13 protein-coding genes are annotated in these 18386 nt (G+C 64.6%); 1 reads left to right on the forward strand and 12 read right to left on the reverse strand.

Features of this window, described 5'->3' with window-relative positions; translation table 11 throughout:
• Window positions 1–118: 118 nt before the first annotated feature.
• The 3 genes from AC3RCG_RS27120 to AC3RCG_RS27130 all read right to left on the reverse strand — a co-directional run bounded on the left by AC3RCG_RS27120 (window position 119) and on the right by AC3RCG_RS27130 (window position 3682).
• Window positions 119–577 (reverse strand): RidA family protein, encoded by a 459-nt coding sequence (locus AC3RCG_RS27120; RefSeq protein ID WP_058048365.1) that lies wholly within the window; start codon window positions 575–577, stop codon window positions 119–121.
• A 254-nt stretch (window positions 578–831) separates the two neighbouring features.
• A complete protein-coding gene (locus AC3RCG_RS27125) occupies window positions 832–2415 on the reverse strand; it encodes an ATP-binding cassette domain-containing protein (protein ID WP_492402098.1) in 1584 nt (527 codons plus the stop codon).
• A 154-nt stretch (window positions 2416–2569) separates the two neighbouring features.
• A complete protein-coding gene (locus AC3RCG_RS27130) occupies window positions 2570–3682 on the reverse strand; it encodes an NADH:flavin oxidoreductase/NADH oxidase (protein WP_492402096.1) in 1113 nt (370 codons plus the stop codon).
• 161 nt (window positions 3683–3843) lie between these two features.
• Between AC3RCG_RS27130 and AC3RCG_RS27135 the strand changes: the two genes are divergently transcribed.
• On the forward strand, window positions 3844–4413 hold the full coding sequence (locus tag AC3RCG_RS27135; protein WP_492402095.1) for a glycine zipper 2TM domain-containing protein: 570 nt from the start codon (window positions 3844–3846) through the stop codon (window positions 4411–4413).
• Between the two features lie 6 nt (window positions 4414–4419).
• Here AC3RCG_RS27135 and AC3RCG_RS27140 read toward each other — a convergent pair whose 3' ends face one another.
• From AC3RCG_RS27140 to astC, 9 genes are all read right to left on the reverse strand, one after another.
• Complete coding sequence (locus tag AC3RCG_RS27140; RefSeq protein ID WP_046684523.1) at window positions 4420–4929, reverse strand: DUF1993 domain-containing protein; 510 nt, start codon at window positions 4927–4929, stop codon at window positions 4420–4422.
• Window positions 4930–5038: 109 nt separating this feature from the next.
• The gene (locus tag AC3RCG_RS27145; RefSeq protein WP_070290818.1) at window positions 5039–6013 is read right to left on the reverse strand and encodes a DUF2167 domain-containing protein; all 975 of its coding nucleotides are present in this window, start codon (window positions 6011–6013) and stop codon (window positions 5039–5041) included.
• Between the two features lie 145 nt (window positions 6014–6158).
• Window positions 6159–7178 (reverse strand): succinylglutamate desuccinylase, encoded by a 1020-nt coding sequence (locus tag AC3RCG_RS27150; protein ID WP_492402094.1) that lies wholly within the window; start codon window positions 7176–7178, stop codon window positions 6159–6161.
• Window positions 7178–11905 (reverse strand): NAD-glutamate dehydrogenase domain-containing protein, encoded by a 4728-nt coding sequence (locus AC3RCG_RS27155; protein ID WP_492402093.1) that lies wholly within the window; start codon window positions 11903–11905, stop codon window positions 7178–7180. The genes AC3RCG_RS27150 and AC3RCG_RS27155 overlap by 1 nt, the downstream gene beginning before the upstream one ends.
• Window positions 11906–12056: 151 nt before the next feature.
• The gene (gene astB, locus AC3RCG_RS27160; RefSeq protein WP_492402091.1) at window positions 12057–13397 is read right to left on the reverse strand and encodes an N-succinylarginine dihydrolase; all 1341 of its coding nucleotides are present in this window, start codon (window positions 13395–13397) and stop codon (window positions 12057–12059) included.
• A gap of 9 nt (window positions 13398–13406) precedes the next feature.
• Window positions 13407–14888: a succinylglutamate-semialdehyde dehydrogenase gene (astD, locus tag AC3RCG_RS27165; RefSeq protein WP_492402090.1), complete on the reverse strand. Its 1482-nt coding sequence runs from the start codon at window positions 14886–14888 to the stop codon at window positions 13407–13409.
• On the reverse strand, window positions 14881–15933 hold the full coding sequence (gene astA / locus AC3RCG_RS27170) for an arginine N-succinyltransferase (RefSeq protein ID WP_099411299.1): 1053 nt from the start codon (window positions 15931–15933) through the stop codon (window positions 14881–14883). The genes astD and astA overlap by 8 nt, the downstream gene beginning before the upstream one ends.
• A gap of 13 nt (window positions 15934–15946) precedes the next feature.
• A complete protein-coding gene (locus tag AC3RCG_RS27175) occupies window positions 15947–16978 on the reverse strand; it encodes an arginine N-succinyltransferase (protein ID WP_070220671.1) in 1032 nt (343 codons plus the stop codon).
• A gap of 95 nt (window positions 16979–17073) precedes the next feature.
• A complete protein-coding gene (astC, locus tag AC3RCG_RS27180) occupies window positions 17074–18315 on the reverse strand; it encodes an acetylornithine/succinylornithine family transaminase (protein WP_070220673.1) in 1242 nt (413 codons plus the stop codon).
• Window positions 18316–18386: the final 71 nt, after the last annotated feature.

An 18386-nucleotide genomic window follows, 5' to 3' on the forward strand; every position in this document is an offset into this window, starting at 1 on the left:
GTTTTTTTCTTGAATACACCGATCCCTCCACCCCAATGGCGGTTCCGCTCTTGCTGGAAAGGAGGAAAGGGCTAGCCGGCGGCAATCGCCGGCATGCTCATGTGTTCAGGCTACTGCGTCAGGCCAGTTCGGCGATCAGCTCGATCTCGACGCAAGCACCCAGCGGGATTTGCGCCACGCCAAAGGCGGAGCGGGCGTGCTTGCCGCTATCGCCGAAGACTTCGACGAACAGTTCCGAGGCGCCATTGGTCACCAGGTGCTGTTCCGTGAATTCGGAGGTGGAATTGACCAGGCTCATGACCTTGACGATGCGCTTGACCTTGTTCAAGTCGCCGCCGCATGCATCTTGCAGGGTGGCGATCAGTTCGATGGCGATGCCGCGCGCAGCGATCTTGCCTTCTTCCGTGGTGACGTCCTTGCCCAGTTGGCCAACCCAGACCTTGCCATCCTTCTTGGCCAGGTGGCCGGACAGGAAGACGGTGTTGCCCGTGCGGGCATGCATCACGTAGGCGGCAGCTGGGGCGGCGACGACTGGCAATTCAATGTTGAGGGCTTTGATTTTTTCGTAAAACGACATGCTATTTCTCCAAGAAAACAATATAAGCGAAACCAAAATTCATGCACGGCAGGGCACGCAGGATGACGCCCTGGCAGCGCGGTAGTGACCGACAACAGTGCCAGATTAAACGTCATCATATTGGTGAACCAGCAGTTTTAGTTCACAAATAGGCCCGGTTATTCAGTGGATTATACCGACAATCAAACAAAATTCAGCATCGGTTCATGAAGCATGCTCTACAGGCATCGAGCGTGACTTTTTTCATTAAATTGTCACTTGTGCAATGTCAAGCCCTCGGGGTCAAGATTTATTGCCTCCAAAAATGCCTGGTCGTGCGAAACCACAAGTAACGCCCCCTGGTATTGCAGCAGCATCTGCTCCAGCGCCTGCAGGCTGGCCAGGTCCAGATGATTGTCCGGTTCGTCGAGCAGCAGCAGTTGCGGCGGCGCCTGCGCATACAGCTCGGCCGCCAGCGCCACCTTCATGCGCTCGCCGCCGCTGAGCAAACGGCTGGGCATGGTGGCGCGCGCGCCGGCAATGCCCAGCAGCGCCAGCCGCGTGCGCAGCTCGCCTTCCGGCAAGATACTGTTGCGTGCCTGCAAGCGTTGCACGGCGCTGCACTCGCCGTCTTGCAGCCCAGCATGCTGGTCCAGCCAGGCCACCTGCGCATAGCAGCGCGGCTCGCCGCTGGCGGGCGCCAGTTGTCCGGCGATCACGCGCAGCAGGGTCGACTTGCCGCTGCCATTGTCGCCCGTCACGGCCAGGCGGCGCGGCCCGCTCAAGACCAGGTTCACAGGCTGCGCCTGGCCATGCGGCAAGACCAGCTCGCGCAGCTCCAGGATCAGCTTGCCGTTCGGCACGGCGCTCTCGGGCGCCAGCAGCAGCCGTTCGGCCTCGGGCGCACAGCGGGCGCTGGCATCCATCACGCGCTGCTGGCGCGCCTGCTGCGCCTCTTGCGCTCGCACGCGCAGCTTGCCCTGGCTATCCTGGCTTTTCTCCTTTTTCGCGTCGAGCAGCAGCTTGCTCTGGTTGCCTTCGCGCCCTTCCCTCTCGCCGCGTCCGACTCGGCGCTGCTGGCGCTCGGCGTGCTGTTGCGCTTCACGCTGTTCGCGTCGGGCACCAGCCTTTTCCGCCTGCAGGGCCGCAGCAAAACCGGCCTGTTCCAGCGCGCGCTGCTGCGCATACAGCGCGTAATTGCCGCCATAGCTGCGCAAGCCCTGCGGCGACAGCTCGGCGATTGCATCGACGTGCTCGAGCAAGCCGCGGTCATGGCTGATCAGCAGCAAGCCGCCCGGCCAGCGCGCCATCTGCGCCACCAGGCGGGCGCGCTGCCGCGTGTCAAGGTGGTTGCTCGGTTCATCGAGCACCAGCCAGTCCGCCTGCGACAGCCAGGCGCCCTGCAGCGCGATGCGCTGGCGTTCGCCGCCGCTCAGGCTGGCCGTTGATGTATCGGCATCGACATGGCGCAAATCGAGCGCATCAAGCGCCTGGCGCAATCGGGCCTGGGCATCCCAGCGTTCGCCCACCAGTGCATAGTCGGCCTCGTCGATGCTGCCGGCGGCGATGCGCGCCAGCGCGGCCAGCAAGTCGTCCATGCCGGCCAGCGCCGCCACCGTGCGATAGCGCTCCGGATCGAGCTCCTGCGCCACGTAATGCACGCTGCCGTCACAGCGCACGGCGCCAGAAGACGGCTGCGCCCGGCCTGCCAGCAGGCGCGCGAGCACGCTCTTGCCCACGCCGTTATCGCCGACGAGGCCGATACGTTGCGGGGCAAAAGAAAATTGCAAATCGGAAAACAAGGCGCGGCCATCGGGCAGCACAAAGGAAAGACGGTCGAGTTGCAGTAATGCGGACATGGATACTCCTTGAGCAAGGCTGGCGAATCCGCGCGGCGCAATGGCGCGCTGGCGGGATGGGCAAGGCCGTGCACAGCACGGCAGTATCAATGGCGCATGTCGAAGCGTCCTGGAGAAATGGATGAAGAAGCGTCAGTGTAGCAGACGAGACACGTTAGCGCTGGCCCAGGGTCGTGTCGCCGAACAGGTTCTTGTATTCGCGCGGCTGCGAACGCCAGTACTGCGGCGGCGCCGACACTTGCGCGCCCAGCTGGGCCGCCGCATGCCAGGGCCAGCGGGGGTCGAACAGGATGGCGCGCGCCAGCGCCACCATGTCGGACTGGCCGTGCGCGATGATGTCTTCGGCTTGCTGCGCTTCCGTGATCAGGCCCACGCTGATGGTGGGCAAGCCGCTGTCGCGCTTGATGCGTTCGGCAAACGCCACCTGATAGCCGGGTCCCACGGGAATCTGCTGCTGTGGCGAAATACCGCCGCTGGAGACGTGGATGAAATCGGCGCCCAACTGCTTGAGTTCCTGCGCGAAACGCACGCTTTGTTCGATGTCCCAGCCGCCCTCGACCCAGTCGGTGGCGGAAAGGCGCACGCCCACGGCCATGCTGGCCGGCACGGCGGCGCGCACGGCTGCATAGACTTCCAGCGGAAAGCGCATGCGGTTGTCCAGGCTGCCGCCATACGCATCGCTGCGCTGGTTGGACAGGGGCGACAGGAATTGGTGCAGCAGATAGCCGTGCGCCGCATGCAGTTCGATGCCCTCGATGCCGAGCGCATGCACGCGCTGGGCCGCGGCGACAAACGCTCCCTTGATCTGCAGCAAGCCCATCTCGTCCAGGGCGAGCGGCACGGTTTCGCCCGGTGCGTGGGCGATGGCCGAAGGCGCCACCGTTTGCCAGCCGCCGTCGGCCAGATGCACGCAGGTGCCGCCCTGCCACGGCGCACGGCTCGACGCCTTGCGTCCCGCATGGCCCAGCTGCACCACCAGCGGGATCGGGGAGTGGCGGCGGATCGCCTGCACCACCTTGGCCAGCGCCGTTTGATTCGCGTCCGACCACAGGCCCAGGTCGTCGGCCGAGATGCGTCCCTCGGGCGAGACGGCCGTCGCTTCCGTCATCAGCAGCCCCGCGCCGGACAGGGCCAACTGGCCCAGGTGGATCATGTGCCAGTCGGTGGCGTTGCCGTTGTCGGCCGAGTACTGGCACATGGGCGCGATGGCGATGCGGTTGGCCACGTGCAGCGGCCCCAATGCAAACGGAGTGAATAGCTGGCTCATGGCGGACTTTCGGAAAAGGGGAAGCACCGATTCTACTGTGCTTTGGAAAGTGCGGCTTACACCTGCTTACGTTTGATACAGCGCAAGGGCTAGCCTTGGGCAGGCGGGGCCGCTAATCTGGACACATCAACAACGCCCGCAATACCACCCCAGGAGAGCACATGAACACGACGACTACCGCCAGCCGCATCCACCCCTTGATGGCCGGCGCCGCCATTTCCGTGACGGTCCTATGCCTGGTGGGCGCGGCGTCCATCGCCGGCATCCTGCCCAATTCGCGGGCGAATGTACCTGCCGTACGTGCCGACGTGGCCGCCATGACGCCGGCGAACGCCGCTGCGCTGGCAGCGCCCGCGACTGCTCCCGTAACCGCACCGCTGGCCGCTCCCGTGGTGGCGCAAGCTGCTCCGGCACCAGCCCCGGCCCCCGTCGTGCACAAGCGCGTCGTGCACCACACGCAAGTGGCGCAGGCCCGTCCTGCCTACCGTGACAACAATGACGGCTACCGCGACACGGCCTACCGCGAACCGGTCCGCCAGCAGCAGCCTGCGCCGGCGCCGGCACAACCGAACTACGTGGGCATCGGCACGGGCGCCGTCATCGGCGGCTTGATCGGCAATCAGGTCGGTGGCGGCCGCGGCAAGGCGCTGGCGACGGTGGCCGGCGTGATCGGCGGCGGCATGCTGGGCAATGCGGTGCAAAACCAGGTTCAGCAGCAACCGCAGCAATAATCAGTCTCAGTCGTACGGGCCAAGATAATCGAGCTTGCCCACGGCCACGCCATTGTTGCGCAGGATGGCGTGGACCATGGAGACGTGGAAATAGAAATTCGGCAAGGCAAAGCTGAGCAGGTAATCGTCGCCCGAGAATTTTGTCCCCTCGTCTGTCCAGTTCAGCACCACTTCCTTCTGCGCGCTGCCCGCCATCTGGCCCGCATTGACGCTGTCGATATAAGCGATGGTGTTGGCGATGCGTTCCTGTAACTGCTCGAACGACGCTTCATTATCCTCGAACTTCGGCGCCGGCACGCCGCTCAGGCGCTCGACCGACATCTTCGACGTATCGCTGGCGCGCTGCACCTGCGCCGTCAAGTCCAGCATGTCGGGCGCCAGCTGCGCACCCAGCAAAATCTCGGGCACGATGCCGTCTTCCTCGACATGCGCTTGCGCTTTTTCCAGCAGGGCCGAGACGACCCGCAAGCCGCGGATGAAGACGGGGATGGTTGCCTGATACATGGACACGGACATGGGGAACTCCTGATAGTGAACGATGAGTCAGTGTACCCGAGGCGCTGTCTTCCGGCAGCGCGCACAATGCCACTCCTGTGCGTCAGCGCACCGAGCGGCTCAGTTCATCCTACTTTTCCAGATTCACCTTGCCATCGGGCGCATGAGCGGGCTGTTCCGCTGGTTCCGGCTGCGGTGCTGGCTGCGGCTGCGGCGTGTCCTTGCGCTTGCCGCCGAAGAACTTGACGATGGCCGCACCGGCACCGACCACGGCCAGGATCAGCACTTTCTTGAAGGCCAGCAGCAGCGCCAGCAGTTTGCCGAACAGGCCCAGCTTGCTGGCCACGCCACCGGCCACCAGCGCCGCCAGGCCGTATTCGGCCACCTTGTCCGTCTTGCTGTCGAAATCCGTGTAGCGGTTACCGTCGGTAAATTCCGTGAACGCCGTCACTTGCTGCATCTCTTTCTTGATCGCTTCGATCTGCTGCATGCTGGCAATCGCATTCAGGTTCAGTACGCCTTCGCGCCCCAGCACGCGCACGTTGTAGTTCAGCGAGTGTTCGCCGCCATCGACCATCAAATCCTTGGCCCAGTACAGCTTGTGCGTATCCTTGGCATAGCTGGGTTTTTCCGCCCAGCCCATCAAATGGATGCCCGGATAACCCTGCTTCTTGCGCTCCGCATTGTTTTCCAGCACGGATGCCTGCATATCCTTGAGCAATTCGTCGTATTTGATGCTGTCCGCATCGTCATCCTTGATATGCCCTTCCTTTTCATACGTGACGATCACGCCCCAGCTATCGCGCTCGAGCACGCTGGTCTTGGCGGGCACGATCATGCCCAGCGATTCCATGCCCGGTGGATTACCCCAGGCATCGACCAGCACGCGCTCGGCGTCCGTCGGCGACAAGTAACGGAAGTTGGCGGGCAAATCCAGGGTGGCGATGCCGCCCGGCAAGGTGATCTTGCCGCGCTGCAGGTGCAGCTGGGCGAGGAATTGCTCGGCCGTCATTTCCGGTGCGGCCGCCTTCTCATCGGCAGGGGCGGCAGCCGTGAGGCCGGAGAGGGTCAGGCACAGCAAGGCTGTCAGCAGGCGTTTCAACATGATTGGTCCAAAAAATTGCAAAGGGTAAATATTTTAAACCAATCAATTGCTTAATGGATAATTATTTCTGTGCGGCATTTTTTATGAAAAAAGCGCCAGGCGGGTTTCCCCGGCTGGCGCCAAATGCTGTGTGAGGACTGGACGATCACGCCACGCGCACCACCATCAATCCGGCGCGCAAGCCCACGCGCACATCGGGGTTCGGGAACACCACCAGCTCTTCCGCGTGCCGCACCGTGTAGACGTGGTCGCCATCGCTGGCGATCACGGCGTGCTGCGGCAGGGAGGTGAAATTCTGCGTGCCGCGATCGAAGGCCATGCGGAACTCCTCGCTGTGCTTGATGATTTCCTGCGCCACCTTGAACACGTGCGGTTGCGCCTTGACGGGCTGCGCAGGCAGGCCGCGCAACAGGCCGTCCAGCGCCCGCGACACGTCGTCGAACAGCGATAAATCGTTCTGCCCCAGGGTGCCCACGCGGCCCAGCTCCACCGTGCTGGCGGCCGCGCCGCAATGCTCGGCCGAATAATAACTGTAGGTGCCGGCCGACTGCGGGTTCATGATGATGGCGCCGATGGCCGCCTGGCCCAGCCAGGCTATCAGCTGCGCCTTGGCCTCGTCGGCCACCAGGTCCGGCACGATGGCAAACGTGGGGTACACGGAAGGCCGGATGGCCGTGTGCAAATCCAGGTGCCAGCGCGCGGGACCGGCCGCGTCAAAGAACGCTTTGGTCGCAGCGATCATTTCATCGGCGCGCGCGCTTTCCGCCGCTTGCGCCAGGCCGCCCCGCACGGGACGGAACATGCGATTGAGGTCGGCGTCGATGAAACGCTTGCCGGCCCGGATCGCGTCGACATTGCCCACGCAGACGAGCAAATCGACGGCCAGCTGCGACGCATCGCGCGACAGGGCGTCGAGCAGATGCGCGAGCACTTCGATCGGCCCCGTCTCGTCGCCATGCACGCCGACAGAAACGGCCACGCTGGCGCGGCCCTTATCGGCTTGCGGCTTGACCACTTGCAGCATGCCGGGCGCCGGCAAGGCCACCGTGAAACCGGCGTTGGCGAACAGCTGCGCCACACCGCTGAAATCGGCCTGCGCCAGCGCCTGCACGGCTGGCGGCAAGCCGCCAGCGCCCTCTACTAGCTGTGTTGCATCTTGCGTCATTACACCGCCGCTTCCGCTGGGGTTTTCGCCGTGATTTTATTCACGGCTTCCGACAAGGTCCACACGTCCAGCATGGCTTGCTCCAGTTCCGTCGCCGCCACATAGGCCGACAGGCCCAGCGCGCCCGTCACCGCATCGACGGCCTGGCCTGCATTGCCTTGCTCGGCGCGCGCCAGCACCTGCGTCAGCAGACGCTGTTGCGTGCGGCGCAGGGCTTGCTGCGCATAGTTGCGCAACTGTTCCTGCGACTTGCCTTGCGCGGCCAGCTTCAGGCCACGCTCCAGGGTGTCGATGCCCGCCTGGCTGCGCAGAGCAAGGCCCACCTGCAGGAAGGCCGCCAGGTCCATCGAGGCAGGGCGCGGCACGGACAGGGCCGGGAACAGGAAGCCGGCAACGACTTCCAGCGCATCGACCGCATCCCACGCTTGCACGAAGGCCGGCGTCAAGCCCGGCACCAGCGCCGCTTCCGACTTGATGCCGACGGCTTTGAGCAGCTCGCGCTTCGATTCCGCGCCAAACAAACGCGTGAGTTCGGCCAGGCCCGCGCCGCGCAACTGCTCGGCCGGCACGGACAGCACGCCGGCGATCATCGTTTGCTGCAGCACGCGCGTTTGCGCATCGACCTTGATCGACACGTCGCGCGGCACCGTCAGGGCATCCGCGTCGAGCGCGTCGAACACGGGCGCCAGGTTCAGCGCCACCCATGCCTGGCCCCAGGCCAGGATCACGGCCGACTCGTCCACGCCGTGTTCCGCCGCCAGGTTGCGGATCATCAGCGGGCCGCAGCGGTTGATCACTTCATTGGCCAGCACGGTCGCCAGGATGGCGTTGGCCAGCGGGTGGTCGAGCGCCGAACGGGTTGCCACCAGCAAGGATGGGAAGTAGGGTTTGAGCACCGGCTCGGCCCACGTTTCGTCCGTCAGCGGCAGGGCGGACAGGATGCGCTTGAAACGGTTCTTCACGTTGGCGATCACCACCGCCAGTTCCGGCGTGGTCAGGCCCCGGCCATCGGCCTTGCGACGCGCCAGTTCGGCCACCGACGGCAGTTGCTCCAGTTCGCGCGACAGGGCGCCTTCTTCTTCCAGGCTGGCGATCAGGGCGGCATAGCCATCCTGCACGGCGCTCTCGCCTTGCGCCTGCAATTCGCGCACCAGCAAATGCGTCTGCTGCGTGTTGTCGCGCAAGACCAGGCGCTCGACGTCGTCCGTCATCGCATACAGCTCGCGGTTGCGTTCCGCTTCCGTCAGCTTGCCCGCATTGACTTCCACGTCCAGCCAGATTTTCACGTTCACTTCATGGTCCGAGCAATCGACGCCGGCCGAATTGTCGATCGCATCGGTGAAGATGCGTCCGCCCGCCAGCGCGAACTCGATGCGGCCCGCCTGCGTCGCACCGAGGTTGCCGCCTTCGGCCACGACCTTGACGCGCAGCTCATTGCCATTGACACGGATATGGTCATTCGCGCGGTCCTTCACCTGTGCGTGCGTCTCGGTCGAGGCCTTGATGTAGGTGCCGATGCCGCCGTTGTAGAACAGGTCCACCGGGGATTTCAGGATGCGGTGCATCAGTTCTTCCGGCGCCAGCGAGGTCTCGGCGATATCGAGCGCGGCGCGGATCTGCGGCGACAGCTCGATCGTGCGGGCGGAACGCGGATACACGCCGCCGCCTGCCGAGATCAAGTCCTTGTTGTAGTCGTCCCACGACGAGCGCGGCAAGGCGAACAGGCGCGCGCGTTCCTCGAACGAGACGGCGACGTCCGGTGTCGGGTCGAGGAAGATATGACGGTGGTCGAATGCGGCCACCAGTTTCAGCTGGCGCGACAACAATACGCCGTTGCCGAACACGTCGCCCGACATGTCGCCCACGCCGACCATGGTGATCGGGGTGGTGTTCAGGTCGTGGTCCATTTCATAGAAGTGGCGCTTCACGGCTTCGAATGCGCCCTTGGCCGTGATGCCCAGTTTCTTGTGGTCGTAGCCGTTCGAGCCGCCCGAGGCGAACGCGTCGCCGAGCCAGAAACCGCGCTGCACGGCGATGCCGTTGGCGATGTCCGAGAACGTGGCCGTGCCCTTGTCGGCAGCGACCACCAGGTACGGGTCGGCGTCGTCGAAGCAGACGGTATCGACTGGCGCGACGATATTGCCCAGCGAACGGTTGTCCGTCACTTCCAGCAGGCTGGAAATGAACAGGCGGTAGACGGCTTCGCCTTCGGCCGCGATGGTTTCGCGCACGGCGTCCTTCGGCATCATCTTGCAGACAAAGCCGCCCTTCGCGCCGGCCGGCACGATGACGGCGTTCTTGACCATCTGCGCCTTGACGAGGCCCAGCACTTCGGTGCGGTAGTCTTCCATGCGGTCGGACCAGCGCAAGCCGCCGCGGGCGACAGGGCCGCCGCGAAGGTGCACGCCTTCGAAGCGGCGCGAGAACACAAAGATCTCGCGGTAAGGACGCGGTTCCGGCACCAGCGCCAGGCTGCTGGTGTCGAACTTGAAGATGATCTTGTCGCCTTGTTGGTTGTTCTGGAAGTAGCTGGTGCGCAGGGTGGCTGCCATCAGGTCGGCCAGCGCGCCGAGGATTTCCTCGGTATCGGCATGGTTCACGGAGGGCAGGCCCGCCTTGATGGCGGCGATTGCCTCCAGGGCGGCCGCGTGCTGCGCATCGGACAGCGCTGGGTCGAAGCGCTGCAGGAAGGCTTCGACCAGGGCTTTGACCTGGGCCGGCTGTTTGCGCAGGCTCTCGGCGATGTAGCGCACCGAGAAGCGGCTGCCCGTCTGGCGCCAGTAGCTGGTGTAGGCCCGCACCAGCTGCACTTCGCGCGTCGACAAGCCGCCTTCGATGACGAGGCCATTCAGGCGGCCATCTTCGGCCGTGTCGTTGAACAGGGCGGCAAACAATTCCTGCGCCACGGCGACGACGGATGGCTGCGCCAGTTTCGCCGCGCTGGCGGCATCGACCGTCAGGCTGGTGATGAAATAGCGCGTGCCGTCGGACAGCGAAACCGAATACGCCTGTTCGCGGTCGATGGCCACGCCCGCGTTGTGCAGGGCCGGCAAAATGGTCGACAGCGGCGGCACCTTGTTGGCCGAGTACAGGCGAATCGTGGTCACAAAGCCCGTCTCGATGCGCACGGCCACGTGCGCCGGATCGGTATTGCGCAGGATGGTGTCGAGGTCGCGGAAAGCGATGGCCGGCGCGGTGGCGGCCACGTAGTCGAGCGGTAATGTGGCGCAGAGTTTGCGCAGGCTGGTGCGCAGGGCCACGTCGGGCACGGCGTCGGCCACGGCGGCAAAGCCGTTATGCCAGCCATCGAGCACGCCCAGCAGCGGCTGTTCGATATCCGTTTCCAGGTCCAGCGGGTAGCGCGCGGCGTGGGCGATCAGGTAGACGCGCGCCAGCGGGCCGTCGGCCACCAGGGTCTGCGTGCTCACGTGCGTGGCGCCGGAACTGGCTTGCAGGGCTTTTGCCAGGCTCGATGCGACGCTGGCGCTGTAGCGCTCGCGCGGCAGGTAGACCAGCACGTTCAGGTGGCGCGCGTACACGTCGCGGCGCGCGAAGACCTTGGTGCGCGGCTGCTTGTACAGCGAAACGACGGAACCGCACACTTGCGCCAGCCAGTCGAGGTCCGCTTCCAGCGCTTCCGTGCGCGGCAGGGATTCGAGGATTTCGCGGAATTTCTCGGCACGGAAGCCTTGCTGGCGCACACCGGCCAGGCTCAGTACCTTGGCCACGCGGCCGCGCGCAAACGGCAGCGCCGCCAGCGGGGTGGAATTGCCGGCACGGGTGAACAGGCCGACGAAGCAATGCTCGCCCAGGATCGCGCCTTGCGCATCCATGTCGCGCACGCCGATGAAGTCGAGCTGCTGGTCGCGGTGCAAAGTGCCCGCCACGTCGGCCTTGACGATGGACAGCGCCGAGTCGCGCTTGGCCAGGGTGTCGAAGTCGCCCGGGATATTCGCCAGGCAGGTGCCGTAGACCGGGTGCGCCGTATCCTGCAGTACGCCGACACGGCTCGGGATGTCGCGTTCCAGTTCGCGCACGCCCGGCTTGACGCGGTAGTAGGCATAGCCGAACACTTCAAAGCCGCCGCTGCGCGCCCATTCCAGGAAGGCGGCCACTTCCGCGCCCTCTTCGCCATGCTGCGCTGCAGCCGTGGCGACGGCGGCCAGGCGCTCGCTCATGGCGGCGGCATCGCGGCGCACGACGGCAGCGTCACGCGCGACCGTCTCCAGGGCGGCGACCAGCGCTGCCAGGGCTTGCGGCGCCAGCTCTTCGTCGAGCAGCACCAGCACATACGATTCGAGCGGATCGCCCGGCTGGCGCACCGCTTCGACGCTGCCATCAAGAGCGCGGCGCACGGGCAGCACGGTATTCATCACGCCGCGCACGGCCATGTGCTGGCGGCGCATGGCCATGACGATGGAGTCGACCAGGTAAGGCATGTCTTCGTTCAGGATCAGCAAGGCGCTCGCCATGCCGCCACGGCCATCCGCATAACGCAGGGTGGCGATTTGACAGCCGCTGCCGGTGCGCTTGGCCGCTTGCGTGAAGCCGTCGACCAGCACGGGCGCCAGGCTGCCGGGCGCGATGTCGGCCAGGTCTTCGGCGTCGAGCGAGTCGAGCCATGCCTGCACCAGCTGCACGACAGGCGCTGCCGCCTTGCCCGCATTGCCTGCCGCGTTAATCAGCTCCAGCGTTTGTGTACGCAAATCTTGTGGCGTGTGATTCATCTTGCATCTCCATTACGGTAATGTGAATGTCCAACGCTGTCGTTCGGGCTTGTGGCTGGGCGGCAGCGGTGTCAAGAGACGGGGGGTCGCCCGTCCAATTCTGTGCTACGGATAGTTTGTCTCGGATTTTTTCTGTGTGTTTTTCTATCGCCTACAAGTCGTACAATCCAGGTAAGTTGAGGATGATCGTCAATTCTTCAAGCGCCGCGTGCACTTCCAGCGCCAGCTGCGGGTCGGCCAGGTCGCCCGGCTCCAGATGGTCGCGGTAGTGCTTTTCCACCCACTGCACCAGACGATGGTACAGCGTTTCCGTCATGATCACGCCCTGGTGCATGGCGCGCGCCTCGGTTTGCGTCAGGGCCACGCGCAAACGCAGGCAGGCGGGCCCGCCGCCGTTGCGCATGCTCTGGCGCAGGTCGAAATGGATCAGTTCATCGATCGGTCCACCGCTCGCCACCAGGCCTTCCAGGTAGCGCGACACGGCGCGGTTTTCCTGGCATTCCTGCGGGATCACCAGCGCCATCTTGCCGCCCTCTTTCGTCAGCAACTGGCTGTTGAACAGATAGCTGCTGACGGCGTCCGCGATCGGCACCTGGCCCGTGTCCACGCGCAAGGCTTGCAGTTCCGCCCCCGTGGCGGCAACGGCACGGCGCAGCTGCGACAGGCTTTCCTCTTCATCGGCAAACGCCTGTTCGTGATAGAACAGCACATTGCCATTGCCGACGGCGATGACGTCGTTATGGAACACGCCCTGGTCGATCACTTCCGGATTCTGCTGCACGTACACGGTGCGCTTCGCGTCGAGGCCGTGCAATCGCGCCACGGCTTGCGACGCTTCCAGGGTCTGGCGTGCCGGATAGCGCTTCGGCGACGGCGCGGAAGGATCGAACTCCACGCGACCATACACGAACAATTCAACGGACGGCGCGCCGTGGTTCGCGCCCAAACGCGTGTGGTTGGCCGCGCCCTCGTCGCCGAAGGCGGGCGTCGACGGCAGCGCGTCGTGCACGGCGAAGTGCTGCTCGTCGCTGAAAATGGCGCGCAGGCTGCGCGCCGACTGCGCGTGCTCGAAGGCGCGATGCAGCTTGTTATTCAGGTTGGCGGCCGTGAAATGCACGCGGCCATCGTGCGTGTCCGCCGACGGGCTGACCGTGGCGGCGTTCGCCGTCCACATGGGCGAGGCGGAGTACGCGCAGGCCAGGATGACGGGCGACTCCTGGTAGGCGCGCGCCAGCACCTCGGCGTCCGTGCCCGTGAAACCGATAGCGCGCAGCAGGCGGAAATTCGGCCGGTCCTGCGGCGGCAGCAAGGCTTGCGCAAAGCCGCGCGCGGCCAGCGCACGCATCTTGGCCAGGCCCTGCAAGGCGGCCTGCTTCGGATTCGAGGCGCTTTTCACATTGCTGAACGAGGCCACGTTGCCGAACGAGAGTCCGGCATAGTTATGCGATGGCCCGACCAGGCCGTCAAAATTGTATTCGCGCGTGCTGTGCATGGGATTTCCTTAAAAATTCAGGCCGGGCGACAGCTTGGCCGGCAGTTCCAATACGCTGTTCTCGATCGACGCGACCGGATAGGCGCAGTAATCGGCTGCGTAATAGGCGCTCGGACGGTGGTTGCCCGACTTGCCGATGCCGCCGAACGGCGCCGTGCTGGCCGCGCCCGTGGTGGGACGGTTCCAGTTGACGATGCCGGCGCGCGCGCGCGTCTGGAACGTTTGCCACAGGGCCGCATCGTCGGACAAGAGCGCCGCGGCCAGGCCGAATTCGGTGGCGTTGGCAACCTTCAGGGCAGCATCGAAATCGGCCACGCGGATCACCTGCAGCAGCGGGCCGAACCATTCCTCGTCGGGGATGCCGACAGCGTTGGTAACGTCGACGATGCCGGCCGTGACAAAACCCGCCTCGGGATTCAACTGGCGCATCTGCAGCAGGGCCGTGCCGCCCTTGGCCACCATGTCCGCCTGCGCCTGCACCAGGCGCGCGGCCACGGCACTCGAGACAACGGGTCCCATGAATGGCTGCGGCTGCGCATCGGACGCGCCGATGCCCAGTTTCGCCGCCACTTCCACCAGGCGCACGACGAAGGCGGCGCCGGCGGCGTTATCCTGCACCACCAGGCGGCGCGCGCAGGTGCAGCGCTGGCCGGCGGAGACAAAGGCGGAGAAGATCGCGTGGTGCACGGCGGCGTCCACGTCCTTCACGTCCCATACGACGAGGGCGTTGTTGCCGCCCATTTCCAGCGCCAGCATCTTGCCCGGCTGGCCGCCGAACTGGCGGTGCAGGCTGATGCCCGTCTGGCAGGAACCCGTAAACAGCACGCCGTCGAGGTGGGCATTCGCGCCCAGCGCCACGCCTGTGTCGCGTCCGCCATTGACGAGGTTGACGACGCCGTCCGGCAAGCCTGCCTGCTGCCATAGCTGCACGGTTTTGATGGCCGTGCGCGGCGCATATTCGCTGGGCTTGAAGACGATGGTGTTCCCGGCGATCAGGGCCGGCACGATGTGGCCGTTCGGCAGGTGGCCCGGGAAGTTATACGGCCCGAAGACGCCGAACACGCCATGCGGGCGGTGGCGCAGCACGGCGTCGCCGTCGGCGATCCTGCTTTGCGTGATGCCCGTGCGCGCGTGGTACGACTGCACCGAGATATCGATCTTGTTGGCCATGGTGGCCACTTCCGTGCGCGACTCCCACAACGGTTTGCCCACTTCTTCCGAAATCAAGAGCGCCAGCGCTTCCGCATGTTCCTTGAGCAGCTCGCGGAAGCGTACGCAGATGGCGATGCGCTCTTCGACGGGCGTATCGGCCCATGCTTCGAAGGCGGCGCGGGCGGCCTGGCAAGCCTCTTCGACCTGTGTTGGCGTCGTTTCCAGGCTGGCCCAGGTCTGCTTGCCGTTCGACGGATCGATGGTAACGAGTTCGCGGCCCGTGCCCGGCAGCCAGGCGCCGTTGATGAAGTTCGATTGCGTGGTATTCACATTAGACATGGGGATGCTTCCTCGGGTTGAGTGACAAGGTGCGCACGGTGTCGCCGTTGCGGCAGCGCAGCAGATGCAGTTCATCGTCGTCCAGCGCGATCTTGCCGCTGTGCGGGTTGGCGCTGGTGACGATCATGCGGAAATCTTTCAGGTCGGTGTTCGACACCAGGTAAGGCTCGGCCTGGGCGGCGTCGCCGCACGCTTCAGGCGCAGCTTCGGCGTCGAGCACGGCCGGCATGCTGTCGCGCATGGCGCGCAGTTCGGACACGCGCGCCTGCAGCACGGGACCGGCGTCGAAGATGTCGACATAGCCTTCGAAGTGCAAGCCTTCCTGTTCCAGCAGGCGGCGCGCGGGCGCCGTGCTCAGATGCACCTTGCCGATGACTTCTTGCGCCTCGTCGGGCAGGTAGGCCACGTACATGGGCTGGCGCGGCATCAGTTCGGCGATGAACGATTTCTTACCGAGGCTCGTCAGATCGTCGACGTGGTGGAAATCCATCTTGAAGAAGTGGCGGCCCAGGCCTTCATAAAACGGCGAGCTGCCGTCCGGCGCCTGGTAGCCGCGCATTTCGGCGATCAGCTTTTCCGTAAACAGGTGCGGGAACTGGGCGATGAACAGAAACCGGCTTTTCGACAGCAGCTTGCCGTTGTTGCCGCTGCGATAATCGGGGTGCAGGAACAGCGAGCACAGTTCCGTGCTGCCCGTCAGGTCGTTCGACAGGTACAAAGTTTCCATGCGCGTAAACACATCGAGTTCGCGGCTGGAATGGACCAGGGTGCCGATGCGGTAGTTATAGAACGGTTCGTCCAGGCCCACGGCGCCCTTGATGGCGCATACGCCGGCCAGGCGGCCCGTGTCCGTATCCTCCATGACAAACATGTAGTCGCGCTTTTCGGGCGCGATGGTTTCGGCGAACGAGGCGCAGGCAATCGCCAGGCGGTCGCCCAGCATTTTCATGTCCGGCTTGAGGGTGGTCATGCCCGTGCCGACCTGGCTGGCCAGGCCATACAGGGCATCGAGGTCATTGGCGTTGATGGCGCGTACTACTAGCATAAAATTAACTCCCTTAGATACGCACGCAAATGACGCTGTCGCCTTCGGCCACGGCCAGCGCCTCGAGCAGGTCGGCCGGCAAGCCGATGCTGTCCTGCGCTTCGAGCGCATCGCAGGCAAAGGTCACGGCGCGGAAATTGCGCTCGGCGCCGGAAGCGACCGCATAATTGACTTTCAGGCCCGTGCGGCTGGGCGTGACGCCTGCGACGACGCGGCGCGTGAGCGAGCCCGTAAACGAGCGCAGCGCATGCTTGTGCGCCTGCAGGATCGGGCCGCCATCGAAGATGTCGATGTAATCGTCCGCTTCAAAGCCTTCTTCCGTCAGCAGATTGAACGCCAGTTCGCCGCTCGGGTGGATCTGGCCCATGGCCGCCTGCGCGTCGCCGGGCAGCAACGGCACGTACACGGGGTAGTGCGGCATCAGTTCGACGATCAGGGTGCGGTTGCGCGCACCGCCGATGACTTTTTCGGCATCGAGGAAATCCATCTGGAAGAACTTGCGGCCCAGCGCATCCCAGAACGGCGACTGGCCGTTGGCGTCGGTGATGCCGGCCAGCGGCACGAAGAAGCGGTCGCCGAAGCGGTGCGGCGCCAGCACGGCGAACAGCAGCCGCGCGCGCGACAGCAGGGCCGCTTCCAGGCCCGCCTGCTCCATATTGCGCACAAAGAAGCCGGACAGCTGCGAGTACGCCGTCAACTCGGAGCACAGGGTCAGCGCATGCACGCTGTGGCTGATGTTCAGGTCGCGCGAGACTTGCTGGATGACGTCGTTGCGAAAGGAAAAATAGGTGCCGTTCGAGCCGGCCGAGGCGAAGATGGCGGCCGTGCCGGCAATGCTCTTGTCGAGCAGGGATTCAAGCACGAAGAGGTACGACTCTTCGCTGGGGATGTCGACATGGGCGGCAAACGAGGCGATGGAGCGCTCGACGGAGGCGGCGATTTTCTCGCGCGTCTTCGGCAGGGTATGGACACCCGGCATGGTTACCGCGGCCAGCGCTTCGAGGGCTGCAATATCCGCAATTTCTACCGGACGGACAACATACATGGGTACTCCTTCAATGCTGACGATGCTGGGGGCAGAACCAAGCCGGCCCGCAGCAAAGCGGCGGGCCGGTGATCAAACAGGGAGCGAGGCTAGCCTCAGGCTTTCAGCATGCCGTCGATGGCGGCGCGCAGCAAGCGGCCCGCTTCGGCAATCTGCTCGTCCGAGACGATCAGGGCCGGTGCCAGGCGCACCACGTCCATGCCGGCGATCAGCACCATCAAGCCTTGCGCTTCGGCCGCTTTCTGGATGTCTTTCGCGCGGCCCTTGAAGGCATCGCTGACGACCAGGCCCAGCAGCAAGCCGCTGCCGCGCACGATGGAGAACACTTGCGGGTAATCCGTAATCAAGCCTTGCAGCATGGCGATGGTGTTGACGCTCGCTTCTTTCACCCGCGCCAGGAACGCTGGCGTGTTGATCGTGTCGAGCACGGTCAGGGCCACGGTGGCGGCCAGCGGATTGCCGCCGTAGGTGGTTCCGTGGGTGCCGACGGCCAGCGTTTGCGCCAGTTCATTCGTGGTCAGCATGGCGCCGATCGGGTAGCCGTTGCCCAGCGCCTTGGCGGCCGTCAGGATGTCCGGCGTGACGCCGTAGCCCATGTAGGCGAACAACGCGCCAGTGCGGCCCATGCCGCTCTGGACTTCGTCGAAAATCAAGAGGGCGCCGGTCTTGTCGCACAGGGCGCGCAGCTCCTTGAGGAATTCCGGATTGCCAGGCACCACGCCGCCTTCGCCTTGTACCGGCTCGACGATCACGGCGCACACGTCATCGCCGATGGCGGCGCGCGCCGCTTCGATGTCGTTGTAGGCGATGTGGTCGATCGACGGCGGCAGCGGCTCGAAGCCTTCCGTGTACTTGGCCTGGCCGCCGACGGACACCGTAAACAGGGTGCGGCCGTGGAAAGAGCTGAAGCACGAGATGATACGCGACTTGTGCGCGCCGAACTTGGTGTGCGCGTACTTGCGCGCCAGTTTCAGGGCCGCTTCGTTGGCTTCCGCGCCCGAGTTACAGAAGAAGGCGCGGTCGGCGAAGGTCGCTTCCGTCAGGGCCAGCGCCAGGCGCAGCACAGGCTCATTCGTATAGCCGTTGCCCAAATGCCACAAATTATTAATTTGCTTGGTCAGCACGTCGACCAGGGCCGGATGGCAGTGGCCCAGGCTGTTGACGGCGATGCCGGAGGTGAAATCGAGGTAATGCTTGCCTGACTGGTCCCACAGATCCAGTCCGGAACCGCGCACGGGCACCATGGCTGCAGGAGCGTAGGTAGGAACGAGGACCTGGTCAAAGGTTTCCCGGGTGACTGGACGAGCCGTTACGGTCGAATCAAGCTTGGCATTCATAGCATTTCCCCATCAATATGTTAGGTACTCCGCAGCTACGACAGCTACGTGTGTACTGCATTATAAAAAGC

It is taken from the genome of Janthinobacterium sp. GW823-FHT01H08 (genome assembly GCF_058797855.1).

Excerpts from the sequence above, each read along its gene's own strand:
- AC3RCG_RS27120 (WP_058048365.1), bottom strand. The coding sequence starts at position 577 with ATGTCGTTTTACGAAAAAATCAAAGCCCTCAACATTGAATTGCCAGTC.
- AC3RCG_RS27150 (WP_492402094.1), bottom strand. The coding sequence starts at position 7,178 with ATGACGCAAGATGCAACACAGCTAGTAGAGGGCGCTGGCGGCTTGCCG.
- astA (WP_099411299.1), bottom strand. The coding sequence starts at position 15,933 with ATGCTAGTAGTACGCGCCATCAACGCCAATGACCTCGATGCCCTGTAT.
- AC3RCG_RS27130 (WP_492402096.1), bottom strand. The coding sequence starts at position 3,682 with ATGAGCCAGCTATTCACTCCGTTTGCATTGGGGCCGCTGCACGTGGCC.
- AC3RCG_RS27175 (WP_070220671.1), bottom strand. The coding sequence starts at position 16,978 with ATGTATGTTGTCCGTCCGGTAGAAATTGCGGATATTGCAGCCCTCGAA.
- AC3RCG_RS27145 (WP_070290818.1), bottom strand. The coding sequence starts at position 6,013 with ATGTTGAAACGCCTGCTGACAGCCTTGCTGTGCCTGACCCTCTCCGGC.
- AC3RCG_RS27125 (WP_492402098.1), bottom strand. The coding sequence starts at position 2,415 with ATGTCCGCATTACTGCAACTCGACCGTCTTTCCTTTGTGCTGCCCGAT.
- AC3RCG_RS27140 (WP_046684523.1), bottom strand. The coding sequence starts at position 4,929 with ATGTCCGTGTCCATGTATCAGGCAACCATCCCCGTCTTCATCCGCGGC.
- AC3RCG_RS27135 (WP_492402095.1), top strand. The coding sequence starts at position 3,844 with ATGAACACGACGACTACCGCCAGCCGCATCCACCCCTTGATGGCCGGC.
- AC3RCG_RS27155 (WP_492402093.1), bottom strand. The coding sequence starts at position 11,905 with ATGAATCACACGCCACAAGATTTGCGTACACAAACGCTGGAGCTGATT.
- astD (WP_492402090.1), bottom strand. The coding sequence starts at position 14,888 with ATGTCTAATGTGAATACCACGCAATCGAACTTCATCAACGGCGCCTGG.
- astC (WP_070220673.1), bottom strand. The coding sequence starts at position 18,315 with ATGAATGCCAAGCTTGATTCGACCGTAACGGCTCGTCCAGTCACCCGG.
- astB (WP_492402091.1), bottom strand. The coding sequence starts at position 13,397 with ATGCACAGCACGCGCGAATACAATTTTGACGGCCTGGTCGGGCCATCG.